Source organism: Aeromicrobium sp. 9AM, assembly GCF_902506105.1.
Taxonomy (GTDB): domain Bacteria; phylum Actinomycetota; class Actinomycetes; order Propionibacteriales; family Nocardioidaceae; genus Aeromicrobium.
In genome coordinates this window covers 2,191,248-2,213,928 of the sequence record NZ_LR733304.1, presented here as the reverse complement: position 1 = coordinate 2,213,928, position 22,681 = coordinate 2,191,248, and the positions used below count along the sequence as shown (strand labels likewise).

General features: G+C 69.1%; 22 protein-coding genes. 13 read left to right on the top strand and 9 right to left on the bottom strand.

Annotated elements, in window-relative coordinates; translation table 11 throughout:
- Nucleotides 1–22 precede the first annotated feature (22 nt).
- Nucleotides 23–1,459 carry a glucose-6-phosphate dehydrogenase gene (gene zwf / locus BOSE46_RS17390; RefSeq protein ID WP_159541434.1) on the top strand — a complete coding sequence of 479 codons (1,437 nt, stop codon included), beginning with the start codon at nt 23–25 and terminating at the stop codon, nt 1,457–1,459.
- A gap of 3 nt (nt 1,460–1,462) precedes the next feature.
- Here zwf and BOSE46_RS17385 read toward each other — a convergent pair whose 3' ends face one another.
- The 3 genes from BOSE46_RS17385 to BOSE46_RS17375 are packed head-to-tail and all read right to left on the bottom strand — an operon-like array spanning nt 1,463 to nt 2,491.
- Entirely contained in the window at nt 1,463–1,636 is a 174-nt protein-coding gene (locus tag BOSE46_RS17385) for a hypothetical protein (protein WP_159541433.1), read from the bottom strand.
- A gap of 34 nt (nt 1,637–1,670) precedes the next feature.
- Entirely contained in the window at nt 1,671–2,027 is a 357-nt protein-coding gene (locus BOSE46_RS17380; RefSeq protein WP_159541432.1) for a GntR family transcriptional regulator, read from the bottom strand.
- Complete coding sequence (locus tag BOSE46_RS17375; protein ID WP_159541431.1) at nt 2,024–2,491, bottom strand: GNAT family N-acetyltransferase; 468 nt, start codon at nt 2,489–2,491, stop codon at nt 2,024–2,026. The genes BOSE46_RS17380 and BOSE46_RS17375 overlap by 4 nt, the downstream gene beginning before the upstream one ends.
- 31 nt (nt 2,492–2,522) lie before the next feature.
- Between BOSE46_RS17375 and BOSE46_RS17370 the strand changes: the two genes are divergently transcribed.
- Complete coding sequence (locus tag BOSE46_RS17370; protein WP_159541430.1) at nt 2,523–3,422, top strand: hypothetical protein; 900 nt, start codon at nt 2,523–2,525, stop codon at nt 3,420–3,422.
- Nucleotides 3,423–3,480: 58 nt separating this feature from the next.
- Entirely contained in the window at nt 3,481–5,847 is a 2,367-nt protein-coding gene (gene pcrA / locus BOSE46_RS17365; protein ID WP_159541429.1) for a DNA helicase PcrA, read from the top strand.
- A 66-nt stretch (nt 5,848–5,913) separates the two neighbouring features.
- On the opposite strand, the gene BOSE46_RS21750 is transcribed toward pcrA, so the two are convergent.
- Both BOSE46_RS21750 and BOSE46_RS17355 read right to left on the bottom strand, forming a co-directional pair.
- Nucleotides 5,914–6,147, bottom strand: coding sequence for a hypothetical protein (locus BOSE46_RS21750; protein WP_371415527.1), 234 nt, complete (start codon nt 6,145–6,147; stop codon nt 5,914–5,916).
- Nucleotides 6,148–6,990: 843 nt separating this feature from the next.
- A complete protein-coding gene (locus BOSE46_RS17355) occupies nt 6,991–7,665 on the bottom strand; it encodes a M23 family metallopeptidase (protein ID WP_159541428.1) in 675 nt (224 codons plus the stop codon).
- Between the two features lie 284 nt (nt 7,666–7,949).
- Here BOSE46_RS17355 and BOSE46_RS17350 point away from each other — a divergent pair, with 284 nt between their 5' ends.
- Nucleotides 7,950–8,234, top strand: a complete 285-nt coding sequence (locus BOSE46_RS17350) for a cobalamin B12-binding domain-containing protein (RefSeq protein WP_159541427.1) — start codon at nt 7,950–7,952, stop codon at nt 8,232–8,234.
- Here the strand turns inward: BOSE46_RS17350 and BOSE46_RS17345 are convergent.
- Nucleotides 8,191–9,081 carry an alpha/beta fold hydrolase gene (locus BOSE46_RS17345; RefSeq protein ID WP_159541426.1) on the bottom strand — a complete coding sequence of 297 codons (891 nt, stop codon included), beginning with the start codon at nt 9,079–9,081 and terminating at the stop codon, nt 8,191–8,193. The two genes, BOSE46_RS17350 and BOSE46_RS17345, sit on opposite strands and share 44 nt — an antisense overlap.
- Nucleotides 9,082–9,220: 139 nt before the next feature.
- On the opposite strand from BOSE46_RS17345, the gene sucC reads away from it, so the two are divergent.
- Together sucC and sucD are read left to right on the top strand one after the other, a co-directional pair.
- Nucleotides 9,221–10,387 (top strand): ADP-forming succinate--CoA ligase subunit beta, encoded by a 1,167-nt coding sequence (gene sucC / locus BOSE46_RS17340; RefSeq protein ID WP_159541425.1) that lies wholly within the window; start codon nt 9,221–9,223, stop codon nt 10,385–10,387.
- Nucleotide 10,388: 1 nt separating this feature from the next.
- Entirely contained in the window at nt 10,389–11,285 is an 897-nt protein-coding gene (sucD, locus tag BOSE46_RS17335; protein WP_159541424.1) for a succinate--CoA ligase subunit alpha, read from the top strand.
- 281 nt (nt 11,286–11,566) lie between these two features.
- Here sucD and BOSE46_RS17330 read toward each other — a convergent pair whose 3' ends face one another.
- A complete protein-coding gene (locus BOSE46_RS17330) occupies nt 11,567–13,378 on the bottom strand; it encodes an RNA polymerase sigma factor (RefSeq protein ID WP_159541423.1) in 1,812 nt (603 codons plus the stop codon).
- Nucleotides 13,379–13,445: 67 nt separating this feature from the next.
- Here BOSE46_RS17330 and BOSE46_RS17325 point away from each other — a divergent pair, with 67 nt between their 5' ends.
- The 5 genes from BOSE46_RS17325 to BOSE46_RS17305 form a co-directional block, all read left to right on the top strand.
- Nucleotides 13,446–14,660: a DUF6350 family protein gene (locus BOSE46_RS17325; protein ID WP_159541422.1), complete on the top strand. Its 1,215-nt coding sequence runs from the start codon at nt 13,446–13,448 to the stop codon at nt 14,658–14,660.
- On the top strand, nt 14,554–15,216 hold the full coding sequence (gene purN / locus BOSE46_RS17320) for a phosphoribosylglycinamide formyltransferase (protein ID WP_159541421.1): 663 nt from the start codon (nt 14,554–14,556) through the stop codon (nt 15,214–15,216). Before BOSE46_RS17325 ends, purN begins: the two co-directional genes overlap by 107 nt.
- A complete protein-coding gene (purH, locus tag BOSE46_RS17315; protein ID WP_159541420.1) occupies nt 15,209–16,762 on the top strand; it encodes a bifunctional phosphoribosylaminoimidazolecarboxamide formyltransferase/IMP cyclohydrolase in 1,554 nt (517 codons plus the stop codon). The genes purN and purH overlap by 8 nt, the downstream gene beginning before the upstream one ends.
- A 44-nt stretch (nt 16,763–16,806) precedes the next feature.
- Nucleotides 16,807–18,447: a DUF563 domain-containing protein gene (locus tag BOSE46_RS17310; protein ID WP_159541419.1), complete on the top strand. Its 1,641-nt coding sequence runs from the start codon at nt 16,807–16,809 to the stop codon at nt 18,445–18,447.
- 129 nt (nt 18,448–18,576) lie between these two features.
- A partial coding sequence (locus BOSE46_RS17305; RefSeq protein WP_236551787.1) for an integrase core domain-containing protein occupies nt 18,577–18,808 on the top strand: 232 nt, incomplete at its 5' end.
- Here BOSE46_RS17305 and BOSE46_RS17300 read toward each other — a convergent pair.
- Nucleotides 18,805–19,920: a peptidoglycan bridge formation glycyltransferase FemA/FemB family protein gene (locus tag BOSE46_RS17300; RefSeq protein ID WP_159542906.1), complete on the bottom strand. Its 1,116-nt coding sequence runs from the start codon at nt 19,918–19,920 to the stop codon at nt 18,805–18,807. The two genes, BOSE46_RS17305 and BOSE46_RS17300, sit on opposite strands and share 4 nt — an antisense overlap.
- 116 nt (nt 19,921–20,036) lie before the next feature.
- On the opposite strand from BOSE46_RS17300, the gene BOSE46_RS17295 reads away from it, so the two are divergent.
- Both BOSE46_RS17295 and BOSE46_RS17290 read left to right on the top strand, forming a co-directional pair.
- Nucleotides 20,037–20,732 carry a response regulator transcription factor gene (locus BOSE46_RS17295; protein WP_159541418.1) on the top strand — a complete coding sequence of 232 codons (696 nt, stop codon included), beginning with the start codon at nt 20,037–20,039 and terminating at the stop codon, nt 20,730–20,732.
- Entirely contained in the window at nt 20,725–21,798 is a 1,074-nt protein-coding gene (locus BOSE46_RS17290; RefSeq protein WP_159541417.1) for a HAMP domain-containing sensor histidine kinase, read from the top strand. The genes BOSE46_RS17295 and BOSE46_RS17290 overlap by 8 nt, the downstream gene beginning before the upstream one ends.
- 143 nt (nt 21,799–21,941) lie before the next feature.
- On the opposite strand, the gene BOSE46_RS17285 is transcribed toward BOSE46_RS17290, so the two are convergent.
- The gene (locus BOSE46_RS17285) at nt 21,942–22,676 is read right to left on the bottom strand and encodes an isoprenylcysteine carboxylmethyltransferase family protein (RefSeq protein WP_159541416.1); all 735 of its coding nucleotides are present in this window, start codon (nt 22,674–22,676) and stop codon (nt 21,942–21,944) included.
- Nucleotides 22,677–22,681: the final 5 nt, after the last annotated feature.

Here is a 22,681-nt window from a genome sequence, read left to right as displayed (position 1 = left end):
CTCACAGGTCTAGCCTGTGGGAATGAACGAGCCACACCTGATCGTGCTCTTCGGTGCCACCGGCGACCTCGCCCGCCGCAAGCTGCTGCCCGGCATCATGCACCTGCTCGAGTCGGACCTCGTCTCGGAGTCGCGGATCATCGGCGTCTCGCTCGACGACTTCGACGACGAGAGCTTCCGTACGTTCGCCGAGAAGGCGTGCCGCGAGTTCACGACCCGCCCGCTCAACGACCAGCAGTGGAACGAGTTCGCCGCCAAGCTGTCGTACGTCAACGTCAAGGCGGGCCCCGAGGCGCTGGCCGAGGCCGCGGCGGGGCTCGAGGCCGAGCTCGGCGGCACGCCGCGGCGCCTGCACTACCTCAGCGTCCCGCCCAAGGCCGCCCTCGACGTCGTGCACACCCTCGACGCGGCCAACCTGGTCGAGCGCTCGCGGATCATCATGGAGAAGCCGTTCGGCACCGACCTGGCCAGCGCGAAGTCGCTCAACTCGCAGCTGCACGAGGTGTTCGCCGAGGAGCAGATCTTCCGCATCGACCACTTCCTCGGCAAGGAGGCCGCGCTCAACATCCTGGCGTTCCGCTTCGCCAACGGCCTGTTCGAGCCGATCTGGAACCGCAACTTCATCGACCACGTCCAGATCGACGTGCCCGAGACGCTGTCCGTCGAGGGACGCTCGGCGTTCTACGAGGGCACCGGCGCGTTCAAGGACATGGTCGTGACGCACCTGTTCCAGGTCCTGGCCTTCATGGCGATGGAGCCGCCGACGTCACTCGACTCGGACTCGATCAGCGAGGAGAAGAACAAGGTCTTCCGCCAGATGCTGCCGCTCGACCCGCACCACGTCGTACGCGGGCAGTACCAGGGCTACCGCGAGGAGGAGGGCGTGGCGGCCGACTCCGAGACCGACACGTTCGTTGCGCTCAAGGCCGAGATCGACAACTGGCGCTGGGCCGGCGTGCCCTTCTACCTGCGTACGGGCAAGAAGCTCGCCGAGGGCGCCCGCATCATCTCGATCGCGTTCCGCGAGCCGCCCAAGAGCATGTTCCCGGCCGGCTCCGGCGTCGGGCTCGCCGGACCTGACCACCTGACGTTCGACCTCGCCGACTCCTCGAAGATGTCGCTGTCGTTCTACGGCAAGCGCCCCGGGCCGGGCATGCGGCTCGACAAGCTCAGCATGCAGTTCGCGATGCAGGAGACCGAACGTGCCGGCGAGGTCCTCGAGGCGTACGAGCGGCTGATCTACGACGCGATGCGGGGCGAGCGCACGCTGTTCACGACCGCCGAGGGCATCGAGCGGCTGTGGGAGATCTCCGAGCCGCTGCTCAACGACCAGCCGCCGGTGCGGCCCTACTCGGGTGGCACGTGGGGGCCCAACGCCGTGCACCAGCTCATCGCGCCGCGCGCCTGGCGGCTGCCGTTCGAACGTACGTGGCGCCGGCCCAACACGATGGCGGAGTGACGCCTACTCGGGGTTGTTCAGCCTGTCCGGGGTGTCGTGGCCCGGCAGGCGGGGCGGGTGCTGACGCGAGCGGTCGCTGCTGCCGTAGCCGCTGAGCGCGAGACCCATCAGGGTGATGCCGGCGACGAACAGCAGGGCGACGAGAAGCGTGAAGTGGCCATGGGACAACGGATGCACGATGCAACGGTATCTCCGGAGACTGAGACGACTCTCAGGGAGTCCAGCTCTTCTCGACCAGCCGGATCGCCTCGTCCAGCGAGAGGCCCTGGGTGCGGGCCAGCCGGGCGTACGTCTGCGCGCCCGACTCGGCCTCGGCGTCGGCGAGCCTGCGGCTCGCGATGAACGTGCCGCGCCTTCCGTGGGTCTCGATCACGCCGTCGACCTCGAGCGCGCGGTAGGCCTTGGCGACGGTGTTGGCGGCCAGCCCGAGGTCGGTCGCCAGCTGGCGCACGGTCGGCAGCTTGTGCCCCGCGGCGAGCACGCCCGACGCCGCGCCGTCGGCGATCTGCCGGCGCACCTGCTCGTACGGCGGCTCGGTGCCATCAGGGTCGACCGCGACGAGGCTCATGCCCGCTCCAGGTGGACGATCTCGAAGCTGCGGCCGGCCGCATCGGTGGGGTCGCGGCGGGTCTCGCGGAATCCCTGCGACAGGTAGAACCCGAGGCCGACGGCGTTGCGGGCGTACACCTCGACGCTCCGCGCACCGCCTTCGGTGATGTGCGCGAGGAGCTGCGGGCCGACGCCGCGACCTTGTGCCTCCGGCGCGACGTAGAGCAGCTCGACGTGCTCACCGCGGGCGCCGACGAACCCGAGCTTCTCGCCGGCCGATTCGGCGACCCATACGTCCATCGACGGGAGCAGCAGGTCGCGGATGTGGGGCTTGAGCTCGACGAACTCGTCGTCGGCCATGAAGGCGTGGCTCGACCTGGCGGAGCGCTCCCAGAGGTCGGTCAGGTCGTCGAAATCGGATTCGTGCGCCGTCCGGATGCTGACCGTGCCGTCCATGCCAGGCGAGTCTACGGTTCCAGTCACGATGGCGCCTGTCACCATCTAGGCTTCCTGAGTGATGACTCGGGCTCTGCGCTTCGCTGCGCTGGCGATTGCCGCCACCTCCCTGGCCGGCTGCGTGTTCGTCCCGGCACTCGTCCCCTCCGACGACTCGTCGACGTCACCGACGAAGACCGCGACACCCCGCTCGCCGGACGTCGCGACGGCGCGGGTCGCGCTCGCCGCAGCCGTCAAGCGGCTCACGGTGGTCAACGAGGGCAGCTACACACTGTGGCTCACGGCCAAGGAGTCCGGCTCCTCGAAGCGTACGTACTTCACGCGGACCAAGACGCAGTACGACCTGTCGCGCGGCATGGTCGCGTCCACGATCGAGGTGTCCGGCGGCACGGTCAAGGTGCGCATCCTGGAGTCGGACGGCGTCTACATCAAGGTCGCGTCCGACGGCGGGCCCACCCCGTGCTGGTATCGCACCTCCGTCAAGGAGTTCAAGTCACTGCCGGGCATACCGTTCGCGTACGACCTCGAGAAGGGCTCGGCGTTCGCGAAGCTGATGGCGAGGGGCCGGGCGGTGTCGATCCGCCCCGATCCGGACTATCCCAGCCTGCGGATCGTACGGATCCGGTCGTCCGTCCTCGACGTCATGCGCCACGCGATGCCCGCCGTGACCGGCCAGTTCGCGTACGACGTCAAGGGCATCAAGGAGAAGATGAACGTCGACCTCTACCTCTCCGGCAGCGAGGTGACCGCGATCGACTTCGACCTCGTACCGGTGCTGGACGCCCTCGACGACGCCGGACTCGGTGACGCCGCCGACCTGCCCGACCTCGCCGAGATCCGCGCCGGCAAGCCGCGCGGGCACCTCGACCTGGGCGACATGAAGGACTCGTTCAAGGTGGAGGCACCGGACTCGTTGTGCTCGCCCGACGCGGCGGCACCGGACTTCTCCGACGCCTAACCCGCCACCACCTCCGGCCGCGGCGATGTCGGCTCCGGCAACTAGGCTGGGAGGCACGATGACGTTGCCGTTCCCAGTGCCTGCCGCTGCGCCCGAGAAGTCCGCCGACAAGAGGCGTCCCCGCTCGGAGACCCTGCTCGAGGGACTCAACGACGCCCAGCAGGCCGCCGTGTCCCACCCCGGTGGGCCGCTGCTCGTCGTGGCCGGTGCCGGATCAGGCAAGACCCGGGTACTGACGCGTCGCATCGCCTGGTTGATCGCCGCCCGGGGCGCACATCCCGGCTCGATCCTGGCCATCACGTTCACCAACAAGGCGGCCGCCGAGATGCGCGAACGCGTCGCCGACCTCGTCGGGCCGCGGGCCCGCATGATGTGGGTCTCGACGTTCCACTCCGCATGCGTACGCATCCTGCGCCGCGAGGCGAGCAAGTTCGGGTTCACCTCGTCGTTCACGATCTATGACGCGGCCGACCAGCGCCGGCTCATGACGTTGGTGTGCCGCGACATGGACCTCGACCCCAAGCGCATCAACCCGCGGGCGGTGCTCAACTGGATCTCCAACCTCAAGAACGAGCTGATCGACCACGAGTCGGCGGCCGGCAAGGCGGACAACCCGACCGAGGAGATCTACGCCGAGGCCTACAAGACCTATCAGGCGCGCCTCCAGGCGGCCAACGCGATGGACTTCGACGACCTCATCATGAACACCGTCCACCTGTTCCAGGGCTGGCCCGACGTCCGTGAGACATACCGGCGGCGGTTCCGGCACATCCTGGTCGACGAGTACCAAGACACCAACCACGCGCAGTACCAGCTCATCAAGGAGCTGACCGACGAGGAGTCCGACCTGCTGGTCGTCGGTGACTCCGACCAGTCGATCTACGCGTTCCGTGGCGCCAACATCCGCAACATCCTGGAGTTCGAGGACGACTTCCCCAACGCCGCGACGATCCTGCTGGAGCAGAACTACCGGTCGACCCAGACGATCCTGTCGGCCGCCAATGCCGTCATCAGCCGCAACGAGGGCCGCAAGGACAAGCAGCTGTGGTCCGCCGAGGGCGATGGCGAGAAGATCGTCGGCTACGTCGGTGACGACGAGCGCGACGAGGCCCAGTTCATCGCCGACGAGATCGACAAGCTCGGCGACGCCGGCGTCGCGGCCGCCAAGGACGTCGCGATCTTCTACCGCACCAACGCCCAGAGCCGCGTGTTCGAGGAGGTGTTCATCCGCGTCGGCCTGCCCTATCGCGTCGTCGGAGGTGTCCGCTTCTACGAGCGCAAGGAGATCAAGGACGCGCTGGCGTACGTCCGGGTGCTGATCAACCCGCGCGACGCGGTCTCGCTGCGCCGCATCATCAACGAGCCCAAGCGGGGCATCGGCGAGCGGGCCGAGGCGGCGATCCAGCGCTTGGCCACAGCCGAGGACATCAGCTTCTGGGAAGCCTTGACCCGGGCCGAGGAGGCGACCGATCTCGCGACCCGATCCCTCAACGCGATCCAGTCGTTCACCGCGGTGATGTCCGAGCTCATGGCGATGGCCGAGTCGGGCGCCCCGGCCGATGCGGTCCTCGAGGCGGCGCTGACCCGCAGCGGCTACCTCTCGACGCTCGAGCAGAGCACCGACCCCCAGGACGAGACCCGGGTCGAGAACCTCGCCGAGCTCGTCGCGGTCGCCCGCGAGTTCGTGGTCGGCGCGAGCACGGTGGCCGACGGCCTCCTGCAGGAGCAGGGTGTGGAGGTCGTCGACGAGGAGCCCTCCGAGGCCGTCGACGCGATCTCCGACGAACCCGACCTCGCCGCCGGCTCGCTCGGCGCGTTCCTCGAGCAGGTCGCGCTGGTGGCCGACGCCGACCAGATCCCCGACGAGGGCGACGGCGTCGTCACGCTGATGACGCTGCACACCGCCAAGGGCCTGGAGTTCCCGGTGGTGTTCCTCACCGGTCTCGAGGACGGCGTCTTCCCGCACATGCGGTCGCTCGCCGACAGCAAGGAGCTCGAGGAGGAGCGCCGGCTGGCCTACGTGGGCATCACCCGCGCTCGTACGCGCCTCTACGTCACCCGCGCCGCGACCCGCTCGGCCTGGGGGGCGCCCTCCTACAACCCACCGTCGCGGTTCCTTGACGAGCTGCCCGAGGCCCTGCTCGACTGGCGCCGCCTTGCCTCACCGCCGACGCAGTGGACCCCCAGCTCGCCGTCGGCGACCCAGTCGTCGTTCCGCTCGTCCAACGTCGCGGCCAGGTCCAAGCGGGCGACCCGCGAGGTCGTGTCCCTGTCGCCGGGCGACCGGGTCAGCCACGACAGCTTCGGCCTCGGCACCGTCGTGGCGGTCGAGGGGCAGGGCGACAAGTCCGTCGCCTCGGTCGACTTCGGCTCGCAAGGCGTCAAGCGCCTGCTGCTGCGCTACGCCCCCGTCGAAAAGCTCTGACCCCCGCCAGCTCTCCGCGATTTGTGGACTTGGAGGCGTTAAAAGTCGCGCGTAGCGCCTACAACCTCACAAATTGCGGGCGATGCGGTGCCACTGCGCGGTGAAGAAGGGGGGAGGCCTGGCGTAGCCGCATCGAACCATCGCCTCGTACACGCGGGCCACGATCGCAATGGGGTGCTGGAAATCGGCTGCTGTGATGACGATGAGTGTCCAGCCGGCTGCCTCGATGCGTTCGCGCCGGAGGTGGTCCTTCTGCCGCTGCTCCGCATCGCGTTCGTGGTGCCAGCCATCGTGCTCGATGATCAGCTCGGAGCTCGGGGATCACCAGATCACCTCGTGCGAGCCAGCTCCCTGCATCGTCGAAGACGTTGACGTTGATCAGCGGCTCCGGCAAGCCGGCAAGCACCAGAACTAGCCGGACGTCGGTCTCCCGTGGAGAGTCCACGCGCCCCCGCACGAGCAGCGCTGCCTCCCTGGCCCGGACGACCCCGTCGAGGTGGCTGGACTTCGTGTAGTCCAGCAGCTGCTCGGTCGAGGTCAGGCCCGCGCGCACCAGTGCATCGCCGGCCCGTACGAGGTCGCGCACACTGAGCAACGTCGCGCTGTCGACAAACGAGCGGTCCGGGCCGAGCACGGACAGACCGCGCAGTTCGCGTGGAGCCAGCCGCCCGAGTCGGCGGTGCAGGACGATCTCATGCATGACTTGGGCGGTCGAACAGATCGAGAAGTGAAGCGGCGTGCGTCGGCCCACCCCTACGCCCATCCATTGCAGGGCGGTCACGTGACTCACGGCCGAACCGGGAGGAAGCGCGAGCGCTGCTGCCCGTACGGACAGACCGAAGGTGAGATCGGTGTCGGTCAGGCGCCAGACCCCGCGGTGCACGCTGACGAAATGCGTCCCGCGGAGCATCGACGCCGAAACGCCGACCTTGGCAGCCTGCTTCGTCGTGAAGACGGCACCCCGAAGCTCATGTGGAATCTGCGGTCGGCGGGGCATGGGCCCCACGATGGCGACGATCGAACGTTCGAGGGAGAAGGCTGGCGACGACCTGTGGACATACCAACGCGATTCGTCGACTTGTGGGCGCTACGTCGAGCCGGTAGGCCTTCAACCTCACAAATCGCGGGGGGCGATCGCGGGTGCTACGGGGTGACTCCGTGCTCGCGCAGGACCGGCTCAGGGTCGACGGCCGCGCCGCCGTGGGGATGAACCTCGAGGTGCAGGTGCGGGCCGGTCACGTTGCCGGTCGAGCCGGTGAAGCCGATCGTCTCACCGGGCGCCACGGTCTGACCGACCTTGACCCCGATGCGGCTCTGGTGGCAGTACCAGATGTCGGTGCCGTCGGTCAGCTTGATGACGGTGCGGTTGCCGTAGGCGCCTTCGTAGCCGGTCGACTTCACGACGCCCGCGGCGACCGAGACGATGGTCGAGCCGGACGGGCCGGCGAAGTCGAGGCCCGTGTGAACCGTGGACCACAGGCCGCTGCGCTGTCCGAACCGTGCCGTCAGGTGGTAGCCGGTGACGGGGAGAACCCACTGGTTCGCCTTGGTCTCCTTGGCGAGCTTGCTGACGTCCTGCTTGATGTCTGCCTGGGCCTGGAGCACCTGCTGGGCCTGGAGCTTGACCTGCTTGGTGGTCAGCGCCCGGTCGAAGCTGCGGCTGACGTCGACCTGGCCGTTGGCGGCTGCGTCGTCGGGACCGATGTAGCTCTGCGAGATCGTCTGGTACTTGTCGTTGGCCAGCGAGTCACCGTCGGACGTGTTGCCGAGGATCGTGGAACCAAAAGCAGCCAGGACCAGGATGAATGCACCGGCCATGGCTGGGGTAGGGGTGAAGCTGCGCCTGCGGGTCTTGCGCCGCTGAGCGGTCCGCTTGCCCGGTGTTCGCGTGGGGGTCTCCTGGCGTACATCCAGTCGGCGTTTAGGCGCGGACGAAGACACGCAAAAAACCTCCGGAGAAGTGACGACAGGACTCCGGAAGCCTAGCCGAAGGCATGGCCCGAGCGAAACCGAATTCGCGGACTGAACAACAAATACGGGGAATCCCGCGTGAAAAGTCGACAATGTGTGACGACCTTCACGGTTGTGGGAGCATCGTTGGCATGGTAAGACAGCGTGTCGTTCTGGGTGCGATCGGCGATGGCCAGCGAGCCGCCCAGGTGGCGCGACAGCTCCGTGACGGCGGCCGGGAGGTCATCTACGTCGGCGGAGAGCAGACCCCCGAGCAGCTCGTACGCACGTCGATCGCGGAGGACGCGTCGGCGATCGTGGTCGACGGCGACCCCGGGGCGCTGTCCCGCATCGCCGACCTCTGCGCCCAGCTGGGCGCCGACGGTGTGGTCGTCACGCCTCTCGACGAAGCTCGCCCTGGGCCTCGATCTCGGTGATGAACGCGCGGACGGCGTCGGCGACGACACCGGGCTGCGACTGCACGACCCAGTGGCCGGCGACCACGTCCACCCGGCGTACGTCGGGAGCGAACGCAGCGATGTCGACGTAGACCGCGGGGGACACGGAGGAGTCCTTGGTCGGCACGACGAGCTGCACGGGCACGGCTGTGGTGCCGCGCCGGAAGCTCAGGCCGTTCGCTCGGTAGAGGTTGAGGCCGTTGCGGAAGTCGTCCGCGAACGTGTCACCCCAGTGGTGGTCGTCGAGGCGCTGCGCCCGGGCCATGGCCGCGCGGAGCTGGCGCGTGAACCGGCCGGCGACCAGCTCGGGCAGCGCGGGGGTCTGGAACGCGACGACGTACCAGGACTGGGCGAGCTGGCGGCCGACTGCCGCGAACCGCCGGCGAGCGAGGCCGTCACGCAGGAAGTTGCCGACGATCTCGAGGCCCGGCCCGCTGATCGACGTGAAGGACGCGATCCGGTTGGTGAGCCGGGCGTCGGACGACTCGCGCAGCACCGCGCTCCAGGACTGGATCGAGCCCCAGTCGTGGCCGACGAGGTGCACCGGGCCGCCATCAGGACGTACGTGCTCGATCACCGCCGCAAGATCGCCCACGAGCTTGCTCATGCGATAGCCCGAACGTGTTGCCGGCGCGGTCGACCCACCGGCACCTCGTACGTCGTAGGTCACGACGCGGTGATCCGGCGTGAGCAGCGGGACGACGTGGTCCCACACCTGCTGGCTGTCGGGGAAGCCGTGGACCAGGACGACGACCGGACCCTCGGCGTTGCCGGTGACGCGTACGCGCAGCCGGACGTCGGACGACGTGATCGTGTGAGTGCTCATCGGGTCCCCCAAGGCGGTGTGTGACGAAGCCAACGCGCGTTAACGCATGGTTAAGGGCTAGAGTCGCAAAGGCTCAATTGGTGTCGGCCTCCGGCCGGCTGCTGAGCGTATCGGACGTCAACAGAGGACGGACTCCACCGTGGATTTGATGGAATACCAGGCGAAGGAGCTCTTCGCCAAGCACGATGTACCGGTCACCCTGGGCATCGTTGCCAACACACCGGACGAGGCGAAGGTCGCTGCCGAGCAGCTCGGCGTCGTCGTCGTCAAGGCACAGGTCAAGGCCGGCGGTCGCGGCAAGGCCGGCGGCGTCAAGCTCGCCAAGACCCCCGACGAGGCTTACGAGCACGCGTCGAACATCCTGGGCATGGAGATCAAGGGCCTGACGGTCAACCGGGTGCTCATCGCACCGGCGGCCAGCATCGAGGAGGAGTACTACTTCTCCTTCCTGCTCGACCGCGCCAACCGCAGTTACCTGTGCATCGCGAGCGTCGAGGGTGGTGTCGAGATCGAAGAGGTCGCCAAGACCAACCCCGACGCCGTCAAGCAGATCCCGATCGACGCCGGCACGGGTGTCGACGAGGCCAAGGCGCGCTCGATCGTCGCCGAGGCCGGCTTCCCCGAAGCCCTCGTGGAGCAGGCCGTCACGACGGTCCTGACGCTCTGGAAGGTCTTCGTCGAGGAGGACGCGACGCTGGTCGAGGTCAACCCGCTCGCGCGGCTCGAGGGCGACATCCTCGAGGCGCTCGACGGCAAGGTCTCGCTCGACGAGAACGCCGAGTTCCGTCACGAGGACCACGCCGCGTTCGAGGACAAGGCCGCGGCCGACCCCCTCGAGGCCAAGGCCAAGGAGAAGGGCCTCAACTACGTCAAGCTCGACGGCGAGGTGGGCATCATCGGCAACGGCGCAGGACTCGTCATGAGCACCCTCGACGTCGTCGCGTACGCCGGTGAGAAGCACGGCAACGTCAAGCCGGCCAACTTCCTCGACATCGGTGGCGGCGCCTCGGCGCAGGTCATGGCCGACGGCCTCGACGTGATCCTCAACGACGCGCAGGTCAAGAGCGTGTTCGTCAACGTCTTCGGCGGCATCACGTCTTGCGACGCGGTTGCCAACGGCATCGTCGGCGCACTGGACATCCTCGGCGACGAGGCCTCCAAGCCGCTCGTCGTACGCCTTGACGGCAACAACGTCGAAGAGGGTCGCCGGATCCTCAACGAGAAGAATCACCCACTGGTGACACTCGTCGACACGATGGACGGTGCGGCCGACCGCGCCGCCGAGCTCGCGAACGAAGGAGCCTGACATGTCGATCTTCCTCAACAAGGACTCCAAGGTCATCGTCCAGGGCATCACCGGCGGTGAAGGCACCAAGCACACCGCCCTGATGCTCAAGGCCGGCACCAACGTGGTCGGCGGCGTCAACGCCCGCAAGGCCGGCACGACCGTCGAGCACACGGACCCCGACGGCAACACCGTCGAGCTCCCCGTGTTCGGCACCGTCGCCGAGGCCATCGAGAAGACGGGCGCCGACGTCTCGGTCGCCTTCGTCCCGCCGGCGTTCACCAAGGACGCCGTCATCGAGGCCATCGACGCCGAGATCGGCCTGCTGGTCATCATCACCGAGGGTGTGCCGGTTCAGGACAGCGCCGAGTTCTGGGCGTACGCCCAGGGCAAGAAGACGCGGATCATCGGCCCCAACTGCCCCGGCATCATCACGCCGGGCGAGGCGCTCGCGGGCATCACGCCGGCGACGATCTCCGGTTCCGGCCCGATCGGCCTCGTCTCGAAGTCGGGCACGCTGACCTACCAGATGATGTTCGAGCTGCGCGACTACGGCTTCACCACCGCGATCGGCATCGGCGGCGACCCCATCATCGGGACGACGCACATCGACGCGCTCGAGGCATTCGAGGCGGACCCCGACACCAAGGCGATCGTCATGATCGGCGAGATCGGCGGCGACGCGGAGGAGAAGGCCGCGGCCTACATCCAGGCGCACGTCACCAAGCCCGTCGTCGGGTACGTCGCCGGGTTCACCGCTCCTGAGGGCAAGACGATGGGCCACGCCGGCGCCATCGTCGCCGACGGTGCGGGCACCGCGCAGGGCAAGAAGGAAGCCCTCGAGGCTGCGGGCGTCAAGGTCGGCAAGACGCCGTCCGAGACAGCCGAGCTCATGCGGGAGATCCTCAAGGGTCTGTAGTCCTGCTGCAGGAGCCCCCTCTCGCCTTTGGCGGGAGGGGGCTCCTTTTTTATGTTTTTCAGTGCTACCGCGTTTTGCTTTTCGGCCTTCGTGGTGTCGTCGTCACCTGCGCTGACGGGTCAGTTGAGGCCCATCGACAAGCGTCGTTCGTCGTCCGCCTCGCGTTGCGTCGCCGGCTCGTCGACGGGCCTCAACAGACCCCTCAGCTCGGCGCCCTCCCGCAACAGTCCTTTGACCTCAGGGCGTCTGGTTGCGTCGCGGAGTCACCTTCCCGGCGCGGGTTACTTGGCGTACTTCAGGCGCGTTGCTGCGCGCGTTGCCATGGCTTCGAAGGCCTTCTGGGTGATGTCGTAGGTGCCGGCCGGGGTGAAGGTCACCTGGGCCACGTCGGCGCCACGGCGGATCAACGACATGCGGTAGTAGGCCCGGTTGCCCTTGGTGACCTCGACACCGACCCGCCACACGTCGCCGGAGTAGCCGGTGCCCTTGAACTCCTCGTGCTGGTCGATCTTGGCCGAGAGGTTGCGGTCGCTGCACCCGTCGAGGCGCTTCGTGACGCTCGCGACGAACGCCTTGGCCTTGGCGGGTGAGGAGAACCGGCCGACGGTCTCGGCGACGCCGAACTGCTTGGGCAGCGTGGTCGCCTGGTAGAGCACGTAGATGCGGGCCTGGGCGCGGGTCACGTCCTTGCCCCTGAAGGCCGCGTTGTCGCACTGCGTCGCAGCGGGGTTGGTCTTCGCCGACACGGATGCGCCGGCCCACACCTTGTCGACGTTGCGGATCGGCGGCAGGTCGACGATGCCCAGGAACGACGGGGCCTCCGAGGTCGGCGGCGGGTCGGTGCGCCTCACCGTGATGGCGTCGGTGCACTCGCCGCCGCTGTCCTTGCAGACCTTGGCGACCGAGTCGTTGAGCGTACGGGCGAAGGCCTGGATGCTGGGCCCGCTGGCTCCGTCGGCCTCGTGCACCAAGGTGCTGGTGACCGTGCCGGAGTGGCTGAAGCCGACCGTGAACGTACGTTCGGGGGACCGGTGCGAGCGCAGCCGCAGGATCTGGAAGTCGCCGAACGGGCGCTGCACGGTGTAGGCCGCGACGAGCTGCACGCGGGGGTGCTCGCAGTCGGAGTACCACTGCACCAGCCGCTCGTACGTCTTGGAGGCCGTGTCCTCGCTGCGGGAGACCTCGATGGCCTGCGCCACGCGCTCGTCCGTGACGCCGTCGGCGTTGAACGTGCGGACGAAGACCTTGAGCGGGTCCTTGTCGGCGTAACGCTTGGTCGGGCACGTCGCGTATGGAGTCGTGTTGTCGACGTTCTCGTCGGTGCCGTCGATCTTCCACGTGCTCTCGGGGTCGAGCTCGCTGACCTGCGCCGACGAGAGCAGGTTGCCGGTGTCGATCTTCTCGGCGTCCAGCAGGACGTCGGGGCGCTCAGCACCGATCTTCTGGCGCTGTGGCAGCGCGCTGCTGGTCGCCAGCGCATCGCCCTCGGTCGCGACGAAGCCACCACCGAGGATCACGACGACCGCGGCGGCGACGAGCAGGACGGTGTTGCGCTGACGGCCGCGCTTGGCGGCGGTGCGCACCGTCGCGGCCGGCGGGACCGTGAGCGAGTCCGTGGCGGCGGCGAGGCTGTGCATGCGCCGCTCGATCGTGTCGATGCTCTGGCGCAGGCCGCCTTCGAGGCTCGCCAGGGCCGTCGTGACGTTCTCGATGCCCTCCTCGGCAGGGACGCCGACCTCGCGGGAAGCCTCCTCGAGGTCGGTGTTGCCCAGGGTCATGAGCACGATCAGACGGCGGTCGTCGACGCTGAGCTCGGCGAGGGCCTCGAGCAGCTGGGTGTCGCTGTCCTCCTCGTGCTTGCGGCGCAGCGGGTGGGTGCTGCGGCTCAGCGCCGTCAGCTTCCATGCCTCGTTGCGGACCCAGCCGAGCGGATGGTGGTTGCGGATCTTGGTCCAGTCGCGCCACGCCCGGCGGTAGGCGTCGACCGTGGCCTCGAAGGCGACCTGGCGGTCACCGCAGACCGCATAGGTGACCTGGACGGCGTCTGCGAAGGTCGAGGAGTAGAAGCTGTTGAACTCGTCGACGCGAGTCATGTCCAGCCTCCTCTGACGTCCGGCGTGCCTGTGTGCAACGCCGCAACTTTACAGGGAGGATGAACTGGTGCCCGCCCCCGTCGAGACCCCCTACCTCAGGCCGGCATTCCTCACCGCAATGCTGGCCGCGATCTTGTCGCTCGCCGTGTCGGCGGGCCTGGTGCTGGTCGCCCAGGGCTCGGCCGACCCGCCGTTGGCCGCCTTCGTACGCGCGGCGGTGCGTACGTGGCTCGTGTCGCTCGGCTCGGGCATCGACACCGGCTCGGTGACGTTCGGGCTGATCCCCGTGGGCGCGACGCTGGTGTGCGTCGCCCTGGTGGCACTGACGGCGTCCTGGGTCGTGGCCGAGCCGGTCGACGAGCTGCCCGCGTTCGTGGCGACCGCGGCCGGCGCGTACGGCGTCATCGCCGGCATCGCGTCTGCTGCGTCGGCCGCGGACGGCGTGCACACCTCGGTCATCCGGGCCGCGTTCGGCGCGTTCGTCGTCGGCGGCCTGGGTGCGGCGTGGGGTGTCATCCGGCGTCACGGCCAGGGTGAGCGCCTGTGGTTCACGGCATCGGACGACATCCGCCTCGCCACGCGGGCCGCGATCCCGGGCCTGCTCGTGGTGCTCGCGGCCGCCGGTGCGGTCGTGATCGTGCAGTTCCTGCGCAACATGTCGCGAGCCGGCGACATCTGGGCCCAGCTCGATCCCGGCCGCGGCGGCGGCATCGCGCTGGCGCTGGCGTGCGTCCTGGCCGCGCCGACGCTGGTCCTCTGGACCGCATCGGCGCTGATCGGCCCCGGTTTCATGCTCGGCACGAACACATCGGTCGACCTCACCGGCTCGCAGCTGGGCAACGTGCCGGGCTTCCCGCTGCTGGCTGCCCTGCCGTCGCCGGGGGAGTTCCCGGGGTGGGTCTTCGTGCTCGGTCTCGTGCCGCTGCTGGCCGGCATGGTGTCGGGCTGGCGCGTCGAGCTCGGGTCACGGGAGGGACTGCTGGCTCGCGTGGCGCTCGGCGCCGCGTCCGGCGGGATCGCCGGATTCCTGCTCGGCATCCTCATCGGGCTCTCCGGTGGGGGAATCGGTCCGGGGCGCATGGCCGACACCGGACCGCCGGCTTTCACGCCGTTGCTGCTCGCGGTGCCTGTCATGGCGGTGGGCGGCGCGCTCGGCGCGGTGCTCAAGCACTATCGTGGAGGCCGTGCCCCGCAGCCCTCGGACGCCAGCTCGACTGGTCGTCCTCGTCTCTGGAAGCGGCACCAATCTCCAGGCCCTGATCGACTCGTCGACGAGTCCTGACTACGGCGCCCAGATCGTTGCCGTCGGCGCCGACCGCGACGGCATCGAAGGGCTCGCCCGTGCCGAGAGGCACGGCATACCGACGTTCGTGCTCACGACGTCCGCGTACGCCGATCGGGCCGCGTGGGACCAGGCGCTCGCCGAGACCGTTGCGGCGTACGACCCCGACCTCGTGGTGCTGGCCGGGTTCATGAAGCTCACCGGGCCGGCGTTCCTGGCCCGGTTCGGGGGGCGCACGCTCAACACCCACCCGGCGCTCTCGCCGGCGTTCCCGGGCATGCACGGGCCGCGGGACGCGCTGGCGTACGGCGTCAAGGTCACCGGCGCGACGCTGTTCGTCGTCGACGAAGGCGTCGACACAGGGCCGATCGTCGCGCAGGTCGCGGTGCCTGTGCTCGACGGCGACGACGAGGCCACGCTCCACGAACGCATCAAGACGAGCGAGCGCGCGATGCTCGTCGAGTGGGTCGGCACCCTCGCGCGCGAAGACTTCCACCTCGATGACCGGGCCGTCGTGCTCGGCAGCTCGACTCCACGAAAGATGGCAGATGACTGACCTCCGTCCCCTCAAGCGCGCCCTCGTCTCGGTCTACGACAAGACCGGGCTCGAGGAGCTCGCCCGCGATCTGCATGCCGCCGGCATTGCGATCGTCTCGACCGGTTCGACCGCCAAGACGATCGAGTCGGCCGGCGTCCCGGTGACCCCGGTCGAGGAGCTCACGGGATTCCCCGAGTGCCTCGACGGCCGGGTCAAGACCCTGCACCCGCGCGTCCACGCCGGCATCCTCGCCGACCTGCGGCTCGACGATCACGTCCAGCAGCTCGCCGACCTCGAGATCGAGCCGTTCGACCTGGTGATCGTCAACCTCTACCCGTTCCGCGAGACCGTCCAGTCCGGCGCGACCCCTGACGAGTGCGTCGAGCAGATCGACATCGGCGGCCCCTCGATGGTTCGCGCCGCGGCCAAGAACCACCCCAGCGTCGCGGTCGTCGTCAGCCCCTCGGCGTACGACGGCGTGCGCGCGGCGATCGCCGCCGGCGGGTTCACGTTCGACCAGCGCAAGCAGCTCGCCGCGCAGGCGTTCGCGCACACCGCGGCGTACGACGTGGCAGTGGCTTCGTGGTTCGCCAGCACGTACGCCCCGTCCGAGGACGGCTGGCCGGAGTTCACCGGCGCGACGTGGGACAAGTCGGCGGTGCTGCGCTACGGCGAGAACCCGCACCAGCCTGCTGCGCTCTACCAGCACTGGCGCGGTGGCCTGGCTGCCGCCGAGCAGCTGCACGGCAAGGAGATGTCCTACAACAACTACGTCGACACCGATGCGGCCCGCCGGGCGGCGTACGACTTCGAGCTGCCGGCCGTGGCGATCATCAAGCACGCCAACCCGTGCGGCATCGCGGTCGGCGCCGACGTCGCCGAGGCCCACGCCCGGGCGCACGCGTGCGACCCGGTCTCGGCCTACGGCGGAGTGATCGCGGTCAACCGCCCCGTCAGCGTGGCGATGGCCGCGCAGGTGGCCGAGGTGTTCACCGAGGTCATCGTCGCGCCCGACTACGAGGACGGCGCCCTCGAGGTGCTGCAGGCCAAGAAGAACATCCGCATCCTGCGCGTCCCCGCCGACGAGCACCCCGATCCCATCGAGTTCCGCGGCATCAGCGGCGGCGTGCTCGTGCAGGTCGTCGACCACGTCGATGCGCCCGGCGACGACCCGTCGACCTGGACGCTCGTCGCGGGAGAGCCGGCCGACGAGCGTACGCTCGCCGATCTCGACTTCGCCTGGACCGCGGTGCGAGCCGTCAAGTCCAACGCGATCCTGCTGGCCAAGGACGGCGCCTCGGTCGGCGTCGGCATGGGACAGGTCAACCGGGTCGACTCGTGCAAGCTCGCCGTCGAGCGTGCGGGCGCGGAGCGCGCCACCGGCTCGGTGGCCGCGTCCGACGCGTTCTTCCCGTTCCCGGACGGTCCGGAGATCCTGATCGCCGCGGGTGTGCGTGCGATCGTGCAGCCGGGCGGCTCGATCCGCGACGATGCCGTCATCGAGGCGGCCCAGGCCGCCGGAGTGACGATGTACGTCACCGGCACCCGGCACTTCTTCCACTGATCGAGGACTGAGCGGCACATGATGCGCAGACGCGGACTCGTACGGTGACGAGCCTGCGAGTTCGTGCCGTCAGGCGCCTCGGCCGGGTCAGGCCGAGTGCGGTGGTCCGGCAGGTCGCCGACGCCGTGGCGGCTCACACGGGTGCCGGCGAGCTCGTCACGGTGTTCCTCAGTGACCCGGACGACGACTTCGTCCCGGCCCTGTCGGCCCGCCTCCCGGCCGCGGACGTGCGCTCGTACGTCGTCGGCTCGCGGGACGACGCGATCGTCTGGCTGCGATCGATGCCGCGGCCGGCCGCGGTCGTTGACGCCACGACGCGCGGCGACAAGCTCGCCCTGCTGCGGGCGGCGGTCTGGGCCGTGCGCGACGGTGGAACGTACGTGGCGACGGGTCGCACCGTGGGCCGCGACCTGGCCGTGGCCGTCGAGGCGCGCGACGGCGAGCCCGCCGCTGCGGCGCGCAGGCGGCAGGAGCTGAGCGCCTCGGTCGAGATCCTGCCGAGCGACCGGCGGCTCGCCGTCGTGCGCAAGCGGGGGAACCACCACTTCACGCTGAGGCATCGTGTGGTCGAGGACGTGCTCGTCGAGCAGTTCGGACCCGAGTGGGGCGAGGTCATCGCACGCCGCGAGGCGTACGAGTACGAGTCGCGCGCGACCCTCGTGATGCACGGCGAGCCCGCGCCCCGCGAGAAGCAGCGCACGATCGCCGTGCCGTCCCTCGCGGTCCGCCGCTATGCCGACGCGACGTGCCACGTCCGCGAGATCGTGACCCGGGGCAACCTCGTGCTGCCCGACTCGTTCCGCCACGGCAACGCCTCGCGCCTGTTCCACAAGAAGATCATTCCCGCGACGGCGTGGTTCGGGCGTCTCGAGGACCGGATCCAGCGGGCCGCGGTGCGGTACGAGCCGGGTGAGTTCTTCAGCTTCGACTCGGCGTTCCCCACCCACTTCGGCCACCTCATGACCGAGACGATCTCCAAGCACTGGGGCTGGCAGATCGCCCGTGCCGACAATCCCGACCTCCGCGTCATCATGACGCACCAGCCGCAGCGCGACCGGCTGCCGTCGTGGAAGGCGCAGATCCTGGCCGCGCTCGGCGTCCCGGTCGACGACATCATGTGGGTCACGCAGGACGAGTCGGTGCGGGTGGGGTCGTTGGTCGCGGCGATGCCGCAGCTGGAGAACCCCTTCTACGCCGATCCTGCGCTGGGCGAGGCGTGGGAGACGCTCTACGGCGGGCTCGGCCCGGACCCGCACCCGCACGACCGGCCGGAGAAGATCTTCCTGTCACGGCGCACGAAGTCGCAGCGCTGGTGCGTCAACACCCCCGAGATCGAGTCGTTCATGGCGGACCAGGGCTTCACGATCATGCACCCGGAGACGATGCCGTACGCCGAGCAGGCGCACGCGTTCCGGGCGGCCAAGGTCATCGCGGGGTTCGCGGGCAGCGCGTTGTTCAACATGATGCTCAACCCGCAGGCCAAGGTCGTCATCTTGTCGAGCCGCAGCTATGTGGCCGCCAACGAGTACCTCTTCGCCGCGGCCCTGGGTCATGAGATCCACTACTTCTGGGCGCCGGCCGAGGTCGACCAGCCCGCCGGGGGCTTCTCCGTCGAGGCCTACAAGTCGGCGTGGACCTTCGACCTCGACGAGCACCGGGCGGCCCTGGTCGAGACGCTCGCCTAGTTGTACCCGGTCAGGACGTTGGTAGCGGGAATGGCTTGACGTGAACGAGAACCTCCGGGTGGGGTGTGGCTTGTCGAAGGCCCACATCCACCACGGAGGTTCTCGTGTCCCACGGTAATGCTCGCACCNCACTCCGAAGAAGACCCGGCCCTACCGGCCCCAGACCAACGGCAAGATCGAACGCTTCCACCGCACACTGGCCGAGGGCTGGGCTTTCAAGAAGTTCTACAACTCCGAATCAGCACGACTCGCAGCGCTGCCATCATGGATCCACGAATACAACCACCACCGGCCCCACTCAGCAGTCGGGCAGAAAGCGCCCATCACCAGATTGGACAACCTGGCTGGGCATCACAGCTAGCGCCCGCGCCGCCGCATGTAGAGGTCGAAGGCGCGATAGAGCATCGGCCGCAGCGGCAGGTCCCACTCGCCGACGTACCTGACGGCCTCGCCGCCGGTGCCGACCTTGAACTGGACGAGGCCGACGTGCGGGTCGGTGGTGTCGAGCGTCGGGGTGATCCCGCGCAGGCTGTAGACGTCGGAACCGGCCGCGAGTGCGTCGCGGATCATCGCCCACTGGCACGCGTTCGAACCGCGGACCTCCCGCTTCTCGCTCGACGAGGCGCCGTACGCGTACCAGGCGCGCGTGCCGACCCGCGCCATGATGGCCGCGGCGACGAGAGTGCCCTCGTGCCGTGCAAGGTGGAGCCTGATGCGTCCGGGGTCCTCGGCGTCCAGCGCAGCGAACATGGTCTCGAAGTAGCGCAGCGGTCGCGGGGTGAACCGGTCGCGCTCGGCGGTGTGGACGTAGAGGTCGTGGAACGCCTTCAGGTCGTCGCCGACGCTGACCTCGACGCCCGCCTTCGCTGCCTTCCTGATGTTGCGGCGCCACAACTGGTTCATGCCGGCCAGCAGGTCGTCCTCGGTCCGGCCGACCAGCGGCAGCTCGTAGGTGAACTGCGGGTGCCCCGTCCCGAAGCCATGCTCAGGGCTCTGCGGCAGCCATCCCGCGGCGGTGAGCTGGCTGGTCACCCGGGCGCCGACCTCGTTGAACTCCTGGCTGGGCAGGTCCGTGAGTCGCGTGATGCCCGGGTCGGCGATGCCCTGCTTGACCTGCGCCGAGCTCCAGCTGTCCGTGCGTACGGGCGGGCCGAGCCGGATCGCGAATGCGCCGCGAGCCTTGAGGTACGCCGCCAGCGGGTCGAGCCACGCGCCGATGTCGCCGGTCCAGTCGATGACCGGACCCTCGGGCAGGTAGGCGAGGGTGAAGCGCTCGAGCCGCGGCACCGGCCGGTGCAGGACGAGCCCGGCGCCGACCAGCTGTCCGCCGTCGAACCAGCCGAGGGACTCGCTGCGCCACTCGGTCTTGACCTGTCCCCAGGCCGGGGTCTGCAGGAAGCTGGCCGACTCCTGTGCCCGTACGAACGCGAGGTGCTCCCCGGCGCTGATCGGGCTGACGGTCAGCACCGGGATGTCGCCGGTGCGGGTGCAGTGGGAGGCATGCGGCCAGTCAAGGCAGCGTGATGTTGCCGGTGAGTATGTGGTTTTGGATACGCCGGCGATACGCGCGGACTCGTAGCATCGATGGTGTGCGTGTGCTGATCGTCGAGGACGAGCCCTACATGGCTGAGGCGATCCGCGACGGGTTGCGGCTCGAGGCGATCGCCGCCGACATCGCCGGTGATGGTGACACGGCCCTCGAGCTGCTGAGCATCAACACGTACGACATCGCGGTCCTCGACCGTGACGTCCCCGGGCCCACCGGCGACGAGATCGCCACGCGCATCGTCGCCTCCGGCAGCGGCATGCCGATCCTCATGCTGACCGCCGCCGATCGTCTCGACGACAAGGCGACCGGGTTCGAGCTGGGCGCGGACGACTACCTGACCAAGCCATTCGACCTCCGGGAGCTGGTGCTCCGCCTCCGGGCCCTCGATCGCCGGCGCCCCCACAACCGGCCACCCGTGCGAGAGATCGCCGGCCTCCGGCTCGACCCGTTCCGCCGTGAGGTCTATCGCGACGGCCGCTACGTTGCGCTCACCCGCAAGCAGTTCGCGGTGCTCGAGGTGCTCGTCGCGGCCGAAGGCGGTGTCGTCAGCGCCGAGCAGCTGCTGGAGCAGGCGTGGGACGAGAACGCCGATCCGTTCACCAACGCCGTACGCATCACGGTCTCCGCGCTGCGCAAGCGGCTCGGCGAGCCCTGGATCATCGCGACGGTGCCCGGCGTCGGCTACCGGATCGACGACCCTGCGCACGTACCGGCCGAGGGCCGCGATCGTGGATAGGCAGCCCGGGCTGAGCGTCCGCCTCAAGCTGACCCTCAGCTATGCCGGGTTCATCATGATCGCGGGCGTCATGCTGCTCGCGGTCGTGTGGGTCTTCCTGCTGCGGTACGTCCCTGAGGTGATGTTCGGCCCCGCGAGTGGACCCGACCGCTCCGACCTGATGGATGCCTTCGCCCCCAAGGTGGCCATCATGCTGGTGTGCCTGCTGGTCTTCGGCCTGGTCGGAGGCTGGATCCTGGCCGGCAGCATGCTCGCGCCCCTGACGCGGATCACCAACGCGACCCGACTCGTCGCGGACGGATCGCTCTCGCACCGGATTCGGCTGGAGGGCCGCAAGGACGAGTTCCGCGACCTCGCCGACGACTTCGACGCCATGCTGACCAGGCTCGAGGCGCACGACGCGGAGCAGCAGAGGTTCGCGGCCAACGCCTCCCACGAGCTGCGTACGCCGCTGGCCATCACCCAGACGCTGCTCGAGGTCGCCCGCACCGATCCGAACCCCAACACCGCCGAGCTGATCGAGCGGCTGCACTTCGTCAACACGCGGGCGATCGACCTCACCGAGGCGCTGCTCCTGCTGAGTCGCGCCGATCAGCAGTCGTTCACGCGAGCTCCCGTCGACCTGTCGCTCGTCGTGGAAGAGGCCACCGAGACGCTGCTCCCCCTCGCAGAGAAGGGCGGCATCACGATCGAGACCTCAGGGGAGGTAGTCGTCACGACGGGCTCGCACCCGCTCCTGCTGCAGATGGTGACGAACCTCGTGCACAACGCGATCGTCCACAACTCGCCTGATCGCGGCACCGTGTGGGTCGCCACCGAGGCACATGCCGACACCGCGGTGCTCCGGGTCGAGAACACCGGTGCGATCGTGTCCGCGCAGCTCGTCTCCACGTTCACCGAACCGTTCCAGCGGGGCACCCAACGCGTACGCACGGATCACGCCGGCGTCGGTCTCGGGCTGGCGATCGTCAAGAGCATCGTGCACGCCCACGGCGGCACCTTGACGCTCGCACCCCGCGACGGCGGGGGCCTCAGCGTCACGGTCCAGTTGCCCGTCGCGGAGTGAGCCTGTGAGCCCGAGTGCTTCATACCTCGCCGAGCGGGTACGTGCCGCGGGTTGAACGAACAGGTGCACCTGCTCGCTCAACGGCAGGCGCTTCGGCGCCGGGGCGGTCGGTTGAGCCAACAGCTGGCCGCCTTCCTGCGTGGTCACCCGGTCGTGCGAGACAGCGAGGGGATGAGGGCAGGAACGCGGGCGGCGTAGTCGTCGTACGCCGCGCCGAACGTACGCCGCAGGTCGCGCTCCTCGAACGCCAGCCCGATCGCGAGGTAGCCGCTCGTCGCCAGGGCGAAGAACAGGTGCGAGGCGCCCATGTGCGGCGTCGCCCAGAACGCCAGCAGCAGCCCGGTCATCAGCGGGTGCCGGACGACGGCGTGCAGGCCTTTGACCTGGAGCGTCGTGGCGGTGTCGTCCCTGGGTCCGGCCCACCCGGCCTGCCGGAGTCCGACGAGCTCGAGGTTGTCGACCGCGTACGTCGAGGCGATCGCCAGGAGCCAGCCGGCTCCGCACGCCGCCCACAGCGCGATCGCGGCTGCACCGTGGACGTGCCAGATCGTGCCACCCCAGGGCTGCCAGAACACCAGCATCAGCACGAGGCAGGCGTCGGTGGCCAGCACGTACGTCGCGCGCTCCAGCGGCGCCGGTATGCGCCGGCCGAGCCACGCCTTGACCGACCGGCGTGCCATGACCGAGTGCTGGACCGCGAACAGCAGCAGGAGCGCCGCGTCGATACCGATCGCGGCGGGCGTGGCCATGCGGGCCGGGCCGTCGACGGTGTGCGGTACGACCACCTCGGCGAGGAAGGCCATGGTCCACACGACGGTCGCTTGGAAGCCGAGCCAGCCGGCCGCGGACAGGACGAGATGCAGAGGACGTCGGGACATGTCCT

Excerpts from the sequence above, each read along its gene's own strand:
- pcrA (WP_159541429.1), top strand. The coding sequence starts at position 3,481 with ATGACGTTGCCGTTCCCAGTGCCTGCCGCTGCGCCCGAGAAGTCCGCC.
- BOSE46_RS17355 (WP_159541428.1), bottom strand. The coding sequence starts at position 7,665 with ATGGCCGGTGCATTCATCCTGGTCCTGGCTGCTTTTGGTTCCACGATC.
- BOSE46_RS17285 (WP_159541416.1), bottom strand. The coding sequence starts at position 22,676 with ATGTCCCGACGTCCTCTGCATCTCGTCCTGTCCGCGGCCGGCTGGCTC.
- BOSE46_RS17330 (WP_159541423.1), bottom strand. The coding sequence starts at position 13,378 with ATGACTCGCGTCGACGAGTTCAACAGCTTCTACTCCTCGACCTTCGCA.
- BOSE46_RS17380 (WP_159541432.1), bottom strand. The coding sequence starts at position 2,027 with ATGAGCCTCGTCGCGGTCGACCCTGATGGCACCGAGCCGCCGTACGAG.
- purH (WP_159541420.1), top strand. The coding sequence starts at position 15,209 with ATGACTGACCTCCGTCCCCTCAAGCGCGCCCTCGTCTCGGTCTACGAC.
- zwf (WP_159541434.1), top strand. The coding sequence starts at position 23 with ATGAACGAGCCACACCTGATCGTGCTCTTCGGTGCCACCGGCGACCTC.
- BOSE46_RS17350 (WP_159541427.1), top strand. The coding sequence starts at position 7,950 with ATGGTAAGACAGCGTGTCGTTCTGGGTGCGATCGGCGATGGCCAGCGA.
- sucD (WP_159541424.1), top strand. The coding sequence starts at position 10,389 with ATGTCGATCTTCCTCAACAAGGACTCCAAGGTCATCGTCCAGGGCATC.
- BOSE46_RS17345 (WP_159541426.1), bottom strand. The coding sequence starts at position 9,081 with ATGAGCACTCACACGATCACGTCGTCCGACGTCCGGCTGCGCGTACGC.